The sequence below is a fragment of the Liquorilactobacillus hordei DSM 19519 genome, from assembly GCF_019443985.1.
GTDB lineage: Bacteria > Bacillota > Bacilli > Lactobacillales > Lactobacillaceae > Liquorilactobacillus > Liquorilactobacillus hordei.
The window spans coordinates 789,756-802,084 of sequence record NZ_CP049303.1 but is presented as its reverse complement, the minus strand read 5'-3'; the positions used below and the strand labels follow the sequence as shown (position 1 = coordinate 802,084).

11 protein-coding genes are annotated in these 12,329 nt (G+C 35.1%); 3 read left to right on the top strand and 8 right to left on the bottom strand.

The features are described from left to right. Positions 1-72 precede the first annotated feature (72 nt). Complete coding sequence (locus tag G6O70_RS05050) at positions 73-1,041, top strand: biotin--[acetyl-CoA-carboxylase] ligase (protein ID WP_057869760.1); 969 nt, start codon at positions 73-75, stop codon at positions 1,039-1,041. Between the two features lie 218 nt (positions 1,042-1,259). On the opposite strand, the gene G6O70_RS05045 is transcribed toward G6O70_RS05050, so the two are convergent. Both G6O70_RS05045 and G6O70_RS05040 read right to left on the bottom strand, forming a co-directional pair. Next, on the bottom strand, positions 1,260-1,967 hold the full coding sequence (locus G6O70_RS05045) for a glucosamine-6-phosphate deaminase (protein ID WP_057869759.1): 708 nt from the start codon (positions 1,965-1,967) through the stop codon (positions 1,260-1,262). A gap of 291 nt (positions 1,968-2,258) precedes the next feature. Further along, the gene (locus G6O70_RS05040; protein ID WP_057869758.1) at positions 2,259-2,939 is read right to left on the bottom strand and encodes a hypothetical protein; all 681 of its coding nucleotides are present in this window, start codon (positions 2,937-2,939) and stop codon (positions 2,259-2,261) included. Positions 2,940-3,104: 165 nt separating this feature from the next. Between G6O70_RS05040 and G6O70_RS05035 the strand changes: the two genes are divergently transcribed. Both G6O70_RS05035 and G6O70_RS05030 read left to right on the top strand, forming a co-directional pair. Continuing rightward, the gene (locus G6O70_RS05035) at positions 3,105-3,698 is read left to right on the top strand and encodes a GNAT family N-acetyltransferase (protein WP_057869757.1); all 594 of its coding nucleotides are present in this window, start codon (positions 3,105-3,107) and stop codon (positions 3,696-3,698) included. Between the two features lie 69 nt (positions 3,699-3,767). After that, on the top strand, positions 3,768-4,727 hold the full coding sequence (locus G6O70_RS05030) for an aldo/keto reductase (RefSeq protein WP_057869756.1): 960 nt from the start codon (positions 3,768-3,770) through the stop codon (positions 4,725-4,727). 155 nt (positions 4,728-4,882) lie between these two features. Here the strand turns inward: G6O70_RS05030 and G6O70_RS05025 are convergent, their stop codons facing one another. The 6 genes from G6O70_RS05025 to G6O70_RS05000 form a co-directional block, all read right to left on the bottom strand. Beyond that, on the bottom strand, positions 4,883-5,857 hold the full coding sequence (locus tag G6O70_RS05025) for a ribose-phosphate diphosphokinase (protein ID WP_057869755.1): 975 nt from the start codon (positions 5,855-5,857) through the stop codon (positions 4,883-4,885). A 92-nt stretch (positions 5,858-5,949) separates the two neighbouring features. Further along, entirely contained in the window at positions 5,950-7,353 is a 1,404-nt protein-coding gene (gene glmU, locus G6O70_RS05020; RefSeq protein WP_057869754.1) for a bifunctional UDP-N-acetylglucosamine diphosphorylase/glucosamine-1-phosphate N-acetyltransferase GlmU, read from the bottom strand. 203 nt (positions 7,354-7,556) lie between these two features. After that, positions 7,557-8,390 carry a pur operon repressor gene (purR, locus tag G6O70_RS05015; protein ID WP_057869753.1) on the bottom strand — a complete coding sequence of 278 codons (834 nt, stop codon included), beginning with the start codon at positions 8,388-8,390 and terminating at the stop codon, positions 7,557-7,559. Positions 8,391-8,754: 364 nt separating this feature from the next. Next, a complete protein-coding gene (locus G6O70_RS05010; RefSeq protein WP_057869752.1) occupies positions 8,755-9,801 on the bottom strand; it encodes a PTS sugar transporter subunit IIC in 1,047 nt (348 codons plus the stop codon). A 23-nt stretch (positions 9,802-9,824) separates the two neighbouring features. After that, positions 9,825-10,811 (bottom strand): D-2-hydroxyacid dehydrogenase, encoded by a 987-nt coding sequence (locus G6O70_RS05005; RefSeq protein ID WP_057869751.1) that lies wholly within the window; start codon positions 10,809-10,811, stop codon positions 9,825-9,827. Positions 10,812-10,813: 2 nt separating this feature from the next. After that, on the bottom strand, positions 10,814-11,992 hold the full coding sequence (locus G6O70_RS05000; RefSeq protein ID WP_057869750.1) for an aminotransferase class I/II-fold pyridoxal phosphate-dependent enzyme: 1,179 nt from the start codon (positions 11,990-11,992) through the stop codon (positions 10,814-10,816). Between the last annotated feature and the right edge of the window lie 337 nt (positions 11,993-12,329).

The following is a 12,329-nucleotide window of genomic DNA, read 5'->3' as shown; positions in this document are numbered from 1 at the left end:
AAAAGACAATTTGAAAACCCCCTCTTTAATCTTTATAATTATATTAAATAGACAACAAGGACGGTACACTTTATGAATAATACACAAAAAGTTCTGAAGATCCTGTCAGATTCAACCAACTACTTATCTGGTGAAAAAATTGCAAATGAAGTTGGCATCTCACGAACAGCAGTCTGGAAAATAGTTAAAAATCTGCAAGATTTGGAATACCCTATTAAGAGTAAGATGCATTCTGGTTATTATTATGAAGATGATAATAAACTCAATGAATTTATTATCAAAAGGAATTTAGTAGATAATCTTAAAAACGTTACTTTTGAACTTCATGATTCAATTAATTCCACTAATACTAGGGCAAAAGAACTAAGTTCAATCCAAACTGACTCACACCCCTTAATAATTATCAGTGATCAACAAACTGGTGGATATGGGCGTTATGGACGGTCTTTTGTTTCACCAAGTAAAACTGGAATTTATATGAGTATTTTGCTAAAAACACAAACCGAAGTGTTGAATCCTGGTTTACTAACAACAGCAACTGCTCTCGCTGTGGCACGTACAATTGAAAGAAATCTAGAGGTTACCCCTCAAATAAAATGGGTGAATGATGTATTAATAAATCAAAAAAAGGTCGTTGGAATATTAACCGAAGCAGTTAGTGATATCGAAAGTGGCTCTATCAACCAGGTAATTATTGGTATCGGAATTAATTATCTATCTGATTTATCTATTTTTCCACCCGAAATCCAAGCACGTATCGGAACTTTGCAGCAATATGTTGATAATGCTCACTTATCTCGTAACTTTTTCATTGCAGAGTTGCTGAATGAATTCTTTGAACTATACTCTAATTATCAATCTGGTGATTTTATAGCTGAATATAAAGAAAAATCGTACCTCATTGGAAAAAAAGTTACCGTTACCCAAGGAATGAAAGAAATTACTGGCTACGTTAATGACATTGACAAAAAAGGGCGTCTTGTTTTGCATGATGGGACTATTCTTTATTCTGGTGAAGTTACAAAAGTACGTTTGACCTAAAAAAAAGTATCTCGAAAATTATAATTCCACACACTAATAATAGTGATTGTAGAAAAAAAATTTTGGGATACTCTTTTTTAGCATAAAGTTCATGTAACCTAATCAAATATGGGCCATAAGGCAGTATACTTATGCTCTTTGACTTTAGGGTCGGAGAATGTGTTGCCCTTTAGTATTTGAACACAAGCTACTGGCTTATAGCCCATATCATTAATCACTTATTTTTTCAATCTTGTTGCGGCTGCCTCATCAACAATAACAGTAACATTTGGATGCTTTTGCAAGATGCTTGCTGGGCATTGCTCTGTCACATCCCCTTCTACCATATCGTAAATTGCATTGGCTTTATCTTCTCCAAAAGCCTCTAATATGATACTTTTTGATTTCATTATTGATCCAATTCCCATAGAATATGCATATTTAGGAACATCTTTTTCATCTTCAAAGAAGCGCGCATTTGCTTCAATCGTTGAAGGTGTCAAAGCAACTTTGTGAGTTGTTAAATCAAAACTTGATCCGGGTTCATTGAATCCAATATGTCCATTGCGACCAATTCCCAATAATTGTAAATCAATCGGATTATCAGCAATTACCCTATCATATCGTTCAACTTCTTTTGCTGGATCTGCTGCATCTCCTTGTGGTAAATATGATTGCTTAAATGGTTTAAACTCAAACAGGTTCTTCTCCATATAGTATCGATAGCTTTGCTCATTTGTTGGTTTTAAACCTACATATTCATCGAGATTAATGGATATACAATTTGAAAAATCAATTTTACTTTTAACCAAATATTGATAAGTTGTTACAGGTGTACTGCCAGTTGCTAGTCCAAACACTCTTGCGCCACTTGCATATGCACTATAAAAAAGTTCACTTGCTTTTCTTCCGCCTGCCAAACTATCTTTAACAACGATAATATTCATTTTAATTACCTCCATTTTATGGTACAGATTCATTGTAATTGGACTATACCAAAAATGCAAGCAACTATAAAATTAAGTTTATCTTATTTACTTCGTAATCATAACATATCTGTAAGCGTTTGTAAACGTTTAAAAGCATTTATAAGTCATTTTAAGCATTTAATAACTTACGAAAAAGTGAATTCTATCAAAAAATGCGTGACTGTTATCACAAAAAAAGACTCCGCCAATAAGATTATATCAAAAATATTCTCTTTGATATAATCCCTTTAACTAGAGTCCCTTGTCAAATTAAATATCCAACTTTCGATGTTTCAATGTTGGCAATACCTTTCGATCAGCTAACCCAACAAAATATCCCTGAAACAAAAGTGAAAATACTGTTCCAATATTAACAGCAAAAAGCTGTCTCTCACTCATAACTGTGATAATAATAGCAGTAATCGGTATAAAGAAGGATGCTAACTGTGCAATAACCGAATTTCCCCTAAAAAATTTAAAACGGACAATCTGCATCATATCATCACAAGGATGCAAAATTAAGTTTACTCGCTGATAAATTGAAATTGCAGTCGCAATACAAATTATTCCAATACAGTCCAAAACGACTCTAACAATTAGTGGTAAATTGCCAATTCCCAACAAAATAAGCTCCCGTGATAAAATTCCTACAAGATATGCAAATGGGAACATAAAAAGTAAGTATCCAATAATTCTACTAAACGAAATTTTTCCAACTAGAACTAAGTTTATAATAATGGCAAAAATTCCTTCCAATACAAGAACGAAACTCAGAGGAATTAGAGTTGTATGAGCAATGTTAACTGCAGCTGCTGTCCACAAAGCACTTCCTAGGTTCAGTGAAACAGTTAGTGCATTCCCGAAACTATTTAAAATAATTGAAAAAATGAAATACCCTATCATTAATGGTAATTCTTGCTGATGAGCATTTACAACTGGTTGTTTTTCCATGACTATTTACGTAATTACCTCACTAAATATATTTTATTCTCACTCACAGAGTATCTTACTTTATCCTCGCTAATAGTTCAATCCCTTTTCCAAAGAAGTTAGCACTGTTCTTGTTTATTACAAACAATCCGTTTAAAATAATCAAAAAAGAAAGAATGTGATTAAATGAATATAATTACTCCTGATATTAAAGTTAGATTAGTAAAAAATGCAGATGCGCCTGCACTTTTAAATATCTACCAATACTATGTTGAACATACTGCGATTACATTTGAGTATACAACACCTACTATTAAGGAGTTTGAAAAAAGAATACATAATATTTCCCTTAAATATCCTTATTTAGTAGCTTATACAGATCAGGAAATACTTGGTTTTGCCTATCTAAACGTATTTCATCCTCGAGCCGCATATATCTGGGCTGCAGAAATCTCTATTTACCTATCTCATGATGTCCAACATCGTGGAATAGGTTCCCTCTTGTACGCAGAACTTGAGAAAATAGCTGCTGCACAAAATATTTTAAATATTAATGCATGTATTAGTTTTCCAAAAACTGCAGATGCTCATCTTCCATTGACCAGCATCCTCTTTCACGAAAAAAAAGGATTTAAAAAAGTTGCTCATTTCCACGATGTCGGGTACAAATTTGATACTTGGTTTGATATGATCTGGATGGAAAAAAATTGTTCTTTCCACCCAGTACCAGTAAAACCCTTCATTCCATATTGCGATATCAAAGATGAATTTTATGCTTAATCCTTAATTATTACAAAATACTTTGTAAGTGCTACAATAAAAATATGATAAAATTGAGGAGGTCAGCCAATGAGTGAGAATGTTTTATTCAATCAAGGACAAATAATTTCAAGTAAGTATGACTTTAGTAAAGCATACCTTTCAGCAGAACTTTTTAAGAAAAAGGATAGTAATGGTCCTGAACCATCTGCCAATCAACCTGAAAAGATTACATTAAACGATGGGAATGAAATCCCATTAATTGGTTTTGGTACCTACACGCTTACTGGAGGTGCTGGGGTTAACACTATGATGCAGGCATTATCAACCGGTTATCGTGCTCTTGACTCAGCAGTTAATTATGAAAACGAAGGTGCTGTTGGAGAAGTTATCCGTAGAACTAGTTTGAGCCGTGAAAATTTATTTATAACATCTAAATTACCTGGCCGGCATCAAAGATTTGACGAAGCAATCGCAACAATTCAGGAGTCTTTATATAGAATGCATCTTGACTACTTTGATCTTTATCTAATACACTGGCCAAATCCAATCGAGGATCATTATGTAGAAGCTTGGCAAGCCCTAATTAAAGCACAAAAAATGGGGCTTATTCGTTCAATCGGTGTTTCTAATTTTCTTCCTGAACATTTGGAAAGACTTGAAAAAGAAACTGGTGTATTACCTGTTGTTAATCAAGTGGAACTCCACCCTTATTGGTCTCAGGCTAAACAACGACAATTTGACAAAGACCATGGTATCTTTACACAAGCTTGGAGTCCGCTTGGCCGCGCCAATACTGTCTTACAAGATAAAACAATTCAAAAAATTGCTGAAGCTCATAACAAATCAATTGCACAAATCATCTTACGCTGGGAACTCCAACTAGGTGTGGGTGTCATTCCAAAGTCCAGTTCTTCGAAACGACAATTTGAGAATCTAGACCTCTTTAATTTTGAACTATCAGAAAAAGAAGTTTCTTCAATATTGGCACTTGATAAATCTGATGGTCGGACAAATAATCAAGATCCAGCAACATATCAGGAATTTTAATTCTTCCATATCTTTGCTACCAAATAGTATTCTATAAAACATGACGCGAAAACTTTTGGATACTATCATTTATCATAAAAAGCCAAATCAAAGAAATCTTGATTTGGCTTTTTTCGTACTTTCATATATGAAAGTATTTATTCTTATTAGTAATTTTAAATATTATGGAATCGATTTTTAAATAACGGACTCACTGATTTATTTTCATGAATGCGAGTAATTGCATCCCCAATCAAGGCTCCAACAGAAACTTGAATTAGTTTATCAATATGCTTTTCCTCAGGTAATTTAATCGAATCAGTAACAACTAATCTTTTAATTGGTGAATTCTCAATACGTTCAATTGCCGGTCCAGAAAGTACTGGATGTGTAGCACATGCATATACCTCAGTTGCTCCAGCATCTTTTAAAGCTTGTGCGGCTAAGGTAATTGTTCCTGCTGTATCAATCATATCATCAATTAAAATACAACGTTTACCATCAACTGAACCAATAATGTTCATGATTTCAGCAACATTGGCTCTTGGGCGACGCTTATCAATGATAGCGATTGGTGCCTTCAAAAATTCTGCCAATTTACGTGCTCTTGAAACACCACCATGATCTGGTGAAACAACAACAGCATCTTTTTCAAGACCCTTGGTCAAAAAATAATCAGCTAACAATGGAGCTCCCATTAAATGATCTACAGGAATATCAAAGAATCCTTGAATCTGAGCTGCATGCAAATCCAATGCAACAACACGAGTTGCTCCAGCTTTTACTAACATATCAGCAACCAATTTGGCTGTGATTGGTTCACGTGGTCTTGCTTTTCGATCTTGTCTTGCATAACCGTAATAAGGAATTACAACATTAATCATCGAGGCACTAGCTCGCTTGAGCGCATCAATCATGATTAATAATTCCATCAAGTTATCATTGACTGGAGCTGAAGTCGATTGAATTATAAAAACCTCATCTCCACGGATACTTTCTTCGATATTAATACGAATCTCACCGTCACTAAAACGGTCAACAGATGTTTTACCTAAAGTTACACCAACAGCAGCAGCAATTTTTTCTGCCAATGGCTTGTTAGAATTCAAAGCAAATATTTTAAGCTTTGGATCAGCATATTGTTCAGACATAATAGCCTCCATTTTTCTATTTCTCTATAACAATACTATTCATTTCTTGCACTAAAATCAAGATTAATTGAGAGATTTATCATCAATTAATTTTATACATTCTCATTCTCAGCTTTTTTTGCAGCATTTGCCACCGGATAACGATCAAAATAACCCTTTTTATTGACTTGTCGTCCACGAGCAATTGCCATATCATGCGCCGCAACATCACCTGTGATTGTTGAGCCAGCAGCAACATATGCATGATCGGCTATTTCAAGGGGTGCAATTAGATTAGAGCCACTTCCGATGAATGAATAATCGCCCACATTTGTATGATGTTTATTAACTCCATCATAATTCACAAAAATTGTTCCACAACCAACATTTATATCTTTACCTAAGGTAGCGTCGCCCACATAAGTTAGGTGTCCAACCTTCGTGTTTTCACCAATTTGTGCTTTCTTAACTTCAACAAAATTACCAATATGAACATTCTTACCAATTTTAGCGGCAGGCCTCAGGTGACTGTAAGGTCCAATGTTGCTTCCCTCAGCCATAACTGCCTCTTCCAATAATGAAGACGTTACTGTTACATTATCTTCAATTACTGTATCACGAATTTCAGAATGTGCACCAATAAAGCAATCCTCACCGATTACTGTCTTTCCTTTCAACACAACACCGGGTTCTATTACAGTATCTCTGCCAATCTCGACATCAACATCAATATAAGTTGTTAGTGGATCAATTAGTGTCACACCATTTTTCATATGTGCTTCATTAATACGCAATCTCATTACCTTATTTGCCTGAGCGAGAGCTACACGATCATTAACCCCCATTGATTCATCAAAGTTCTTCATCTTATAAGCTGCAACAACCTTACCAGCATTTTTGAAGATTTCCATAACATCTGTCAAATAATATTCACCTTGAACATTATCATTCTTTATCTTATGCAATGCTTCAAATAATTGTCGATTATCAAAACAATAAACTCCTGTATTAATCTCTGTAATTGCGGTTTCTTTTTCATTAGCATCTTTTTGCTCAACAATTTTTTCTACAATTCCTAGCTCGTTACGTACAATTCTTCCATATCCAAATGGATTTGGTGCCTCCGCAGTCAAAACAGTGGCAACAGCCCCTTTTTGTTCATGATATTCAAATAATTCAGAAAATGTTTGTGCTGTAAATAGTGGAGTGTCCCCACATACAATTAATGTAACGCCTTCTTTGTTTTTCAATAATTCTTCAGCTTGTAATACAGCATGTCCCGTTCCTAACTGTTCGGCTTGGAGTGCATACTCAGTTCGTGAGCCTAATTTTTTCTTTACATCCTTTGCCCCATGACCAATAATTGTCACAATCTCATCCATCTTATTTTCTTCAACCTGCGTTAAAACATGTTCAACCATTGCTTTGCCACAAACTGGATGTAAGACCTTGTACAACTTGGATTTCATTCTTGTTCCTTGCCCCGCAGCAAGAATCACTGCAAACTTTGAAGTCATCTTAAAATCTCCTCTAATTAAACCTAATTTTCTCTATAATCATAACCTAAATAACATAATACGTGCAACTACTCTTATCCACTAAATCACTAATGTCTATACGATTTAAAATTTTTGGTAACAAAAAAAGTTCTAGAAGAAACAAGTTTTCACTAATTTCTACCAGAACTACATCTTACTTACTAAATAGCAAACAACTTATTTTATTGGTTACCAAAAACCTTCTCAAGATAGTTACCTGCACTAACATGAATTGTTTTGTCCAATGCATTTACCTTATCAACTTTCAATAAAGATGTATATTCATCAATCATTCTATGCCCCTCAAAGGTTGCCTCGGCAAATACTGTAATCCCGACTAATTCAGATTCAAATTCCTCAATCATGCTCTTCATTCCATTGACGGTCCCGCCGCCCTTCATGAAATCATCAACCACTAAAACATGAGAACCTCTTTTCAAACTTCGCTTAGACAATTCCATTTTCTCAATTCGTTCACTGGATCCTGACACATAATTAACGGAAACTGTTGAACCCTCTGTTATTTTAGAATCACGTCTTAAAATTACAAATGGAACGTTCAAATAACTTGAGACACTTTGTGCAATTGGCACACCTTTGGTTGCAACAGTCATAACTGCATCAATTTGCTTGTCAAGGTATTGTCTAGCAATTACACGACCGACTTGACGTAAAACATCTGGCCTACCTAACAAATCAGAAAGATATACATAACCCCCAGGTAAAAGACGATCTTGTTCTGACATTTCAGTTGTCATAGACTCGATAAAATCTCGGCATTCTTCTTCGCTGATTGATGGAATAAACCTTGCACCGCCAGCAGCACCAGGAATTGTTTCCAAAATACCTATTCCGCGATTTTTAAATGTTCGCTTTACAATTGCTAAATCTTCACTTATTGATGATTTTGCAGATTCGTACCTTTCGGCAAAATATGTCAAAGAAATTAATGTATGTGGTCGTTCAAGTAAAAAACGAGTCATATCAATCAAACGATCACTTCTTCTTGTTTTCACTTTTTGGTTCCCCCTATTTTGCATTTCTTTACAAAGAGTAATACTCTAAAAATAATCTATCCAACATTATAAAGCATTTTACGTGATTTGAATAGTTTTTTTATTATTCTTATTCAAATTGTTCGCATTTAATATCAGATTTCACTAATTATATGAACAATAATTAGTTGCTATTTATTATTTTCTAACATTCGGTTTTCGTCATCTTTTCTTCTTACCTATTTTGAGAGATATTCTCCACAAAAAAATTTTATTTGTACCCACTTATTATATATTGCTTAAAAAAATAAAAAAGAGGTTGGCCAAAAGCTAAATTTTGACCTCACCTCACTCTTTTATAACATAATTTCTACTAATTCAATATTTACTTAATGTCTAACAACACATCTTCCGGTTTAATCCATCCTAATTTATTAATAAAAATATGACGTGAAACATAGGCTAGTAAAACTGGTAGAATTACAAAAATTATAACTAAGATGATCACACTCATTATACCTTTATCCATTCCCGCATATGCTGCCATTGGTCCAATTAAGCCACTGAATCCAAATCCTGCACTCATCGAATTTCCTCCGATGTGCAAAATTGCCCCAATGAGCCCCATAATCCCTGCATTAATACAGACCGGTAAAAATAGTAATGGTTTTTTCAACATATTTCCCATCTGAATTTTGGGTGAGCCAATAAAATGTGCAAAACTTGTACCAATTGGATTCACAGAACTGCCATAAACAGCCAGCATAAAGCTGCCAGCTGTAATTCCTAAATTAGCTGATCCTGAACCGATTCCTGCTAATCCGATTGCAGTTGCAATTCCTACAGAACTAATTGGTGAAACAATTAAGACTGCAAAACAGATTCCCATTAACGTTCCCATAAGGAGCGGTTGCAGACTTGTTATATTACTAATAATTAAGCCAATTGTCGTTGCAATCATTTTTACATAAGGTAGAATAAACATTCCAATTCCCCCAGCAATAACAATCACTAACAATGGTAATAATAGCATTGTAAAATTTTTCAATCGATCACCAATCAATAGCGCTATCCAAACAGCAAGTGCAATCGTCAGTCCCGTGTTAATAATATCTCCTGTCCCCGCCAAAATGAATGTTCCTTTACCTGGCTGCATTGCGCCAGAACCTACCATCGCTGCAATTGCTACCGCAGAAATCTGAATAGGGTTGAGTTTAAAATACAGTGAAACACATACTCCTGTAATAATTGGAAGTAAACTCATTGCAAAACTTGTCATCATAATAATGGTAGTTGCATATGGAAAAAATCCCTTAATAGCCGCCATTAATTGTCCCACTAAAGCAGATGGAATCAGGGCTACGACAACCCCTAGACTAATTCCATTTAAGATATTCATTGTGTACTCTTTACCAGAAATTTTCACTTCCATTTTCTATTCACTCACCTTCTGTTTTAAGATACTTGGTGTTCACTTTTCTCACCATTAAGAATTGCTACTACATCGTCTAGACTAATATCTACCATATTTTGGACTGCAATATTTGTAAAGAAGCCGACATGCGGAGTCAAAATTACATTTTCCATTGCACGTAATCTAACAAGCTGCTGACTTGGCAACTCCTTATTTTGCAGATTGAAATTAAAGAATTTCTCCTCACCTGTCAATGTGTCAAGTGCCACTCCAGCTATTTTCTTTTGTTCGAGTGCTTCTATTAACGCATCTGTGTCCACGACGGGGCCGCGACATTCATTTACCAGATATGCTGTTGGTTTCATTAACGCCAGTTCATCTCTACCTATTAAATTGATTGTTGAAGGATTCAAATCAACGTGCAAACAAATTACATCTGCTTTTTGCAAAACTTCTTCTTTACTCATATAAGTAACGAAAGACTTAAGTTCTTCTCGTTCAACCAAATCATGCGCAACTACTTTTGCTCCCAAAGCATCAAATATTTTGGCTGTCGTTCCACCAATTCTACCTGCTCCTATAATTCCCACTGTAAGTGAATGAATTTCAGCTGCCTGTAATCCTGCCCATCTAAAATCTTGTTTTGCGGCTCTTTCATCAAAAATTTCCAATTTACGAATCAATCTCATCGTATGCGCAAGTGCTAATTCTGCTACTGACCGTGGAGAATAGGCTGGTACATTGGTAACAGTAAGACCATTTTCCCTAGCGGCTTCAAGATCAATTACATCAAAGCCAGCCGTTCTTGTCGTAATTTGTTTTATTCCAGCTGCTTTTAGTGCTGGATAAACTTCACCCTCGACTTTACTTCGTTGCTGAATAACAATTCCATCATAACCACCTAGTTCAGAGACACGGTCTGGATGAAGTTCCCAATCAACGGTATCAACTTTAATATTGTTTCTTTCTGACCAACTTTTAATAGCGGCTTCTTCATCGTCTCTAACACTCATCATCAAAATTTTCAAACTTAGTCCTCCTTATTTTCCTTGACATACACTGCCAAGCGTTCCATTGCTTCTATAATGTCTTCCATGCTTGCAGCATAACTGATTCTAATATAACCTTCACCTCCAGGTCCAAAGCTGCTCCCGCTGATAACAGCTACTTTTCCCTTTTCAGCTAAATCATAAATGAATTTCTTGTCATCCTGAATTAGACCATCTGGAATTTTAGCAAAGAGGTAAAAGGCACCATCAGGTTGCGCACACTCAAATCCAAGTGTTGTTAACTTATCAAAAAGATAGTCTCTACGTTTTTTATACTCTTTTTTCATTAGTGGGCCATCATCAAAACCATTTGCAAACGCCTCAGCCGCTGCTTTTTGTGTCATTGTTGATGTTGTAGTAATTGTAAACTGATGTACTTTACCTAGTTCAGCAGTAATTTCTTTTGGCGCACACATAACACCTATTCTCCATCCGGTCATTGCATGAGACTTAGAGACACCATTTAAAAGAATCGTTTGTTCACGCAAACTATGCACCATTGATGCATGACTTCCTTTATAGTTGATTTCACTATAAATCTCATCACAAATTGCAAAAATTGGTTTATTTCTTAATACCTCGGCTAATCCATCTAATTCCTCTTGTGTATATGTAACACCAGTTGGATTAGATGGATAATTTAATACAACAGCTTTAACCTTGTCTCCCTGTTTCTTGAGAGTTTCCTCTAAATCTTTGGGTGTTAATTTGAAACCGGTCTTTGACGTATTTACAAAAACTGGCGTTGCTTGATTCAAGATTGTAATTGCAATGTATAGTGGAAAAATTGGTGTCGGGATAATCACCTTATCACCAGGATTAAGAATAGATGTAAGTGCAGTATAAATTGCTTCTGTCGCGCCATTTGTCACAATAATTTCGCTTGTAGGGTCATAATGTTGATCATACTTCGAAGAAAGAAATTTTGATGTAGCTTCTAATAGTTCTGGTATTCCGTTAGACGGCGCATAGTGACTTTGATTAGCTTCGATACTTTTAATTGCCGCCTGCTTAATATGTTCAGGTGTAGCAAAATCAGGTTCCCCCATTGTAAATTTGATTATCCCCGGAATTTTCGAGGCAAATTCGTCAAATGAACGTATATCTGATGGTTGCAATAATGCAAGTTCTTTTTTCATATTTTTTACAAGTGATACCATGTTAAAACATCCCTTCCTTGACAATCTTCAATATATTTGTAAACAACGTTAAAAGCCTGCAGACCTAAATTCATAAGTCTGCAGGCTTGATTCATACATCAGCATTATCTTTTTCTTACTTCAGGCCAGACAGACTCTTTAATTGACATCTGTGTGGCTTCGCTAAAACTACTAGCAAAATAACTCTCATCTTCCTCACAGGTGCATGACACTCTACCTACGTGTCTGCACCTGATTTATCAATCAGTTACAAACACTCGTGAAAAAAATAAAAGTAATAGTAACTATTCAATTGTATGGATTTGTTAGAATTCGACATAATTATAATCTCCTTAAA

Excerpts from the sequence above, each read along its gene's own strand:
- G6O70_RS05050 (WP_057869760.1), top strand. The coding sequence starts at position 73 with ATGAATAATACACAAAAAGTTCTGAAGATCCTGTCAGATTCAACCAAC.
- glmU (WP_057869754.1), bottom strand. The coding sequence starts at position 7,353 with ATGACTTCAAAGTTTGCAGTGATTCTTGCTGCGGGGCAAGGAACAAGA.
- G6O70_RS05000 (WP_057869750.1), bottom strand. The coding sequence starts at position 11,992 with ATGGTATCACTTGTAAAAAATATGAAAAAAGAACTTGCATTATTGCAA.
- G6O70_RS05035 (WP_057869757.1), top strand. The coding sequence starts at position 3,105 with ATGAATATAATTACTCCTGATATTAAAGTTAGATTAGTAAAAAATGCA.
- G6O70_RS05040 (WP_057869758.1), bottom strand. The coding sequence starts at position 2,939 with ATGGAAAAACAACCAGTTGTAAATGCTCATCAGCAAGAATTACCATTA.
- G6O70_RS05025 (WP_057869755.1), bottom strand. The coding sequence starts at position 5,857 with ATGTCTGAACAATATGCTGATCCAAAGCTTAAAATATTTGCTTTGAAT.
- G6O70_RS05010 (WP_057869752.1), bottom strand. The coding sequence starts at position 9,801 with ATGGAAGTGAAAATTTCTGGTAAAGAGTACACAATGAATATCTTAAAT.
- G6O70_RS05045 (WP_057869759.1), bottom strand. The coding sequence starts at position 1,967 with ATGAATATTATCGTTGTTAAAGATAGTTTGGCAGGCGGAAGAAAAGCA.
- G6O70_RS05030 (WP_057869756.1), top strand. The coding sequence starts at position 3,768 with ATGAGTGAGAATGTTTTATTCAATCAAGGACAAATAATTTCAAGTAAG.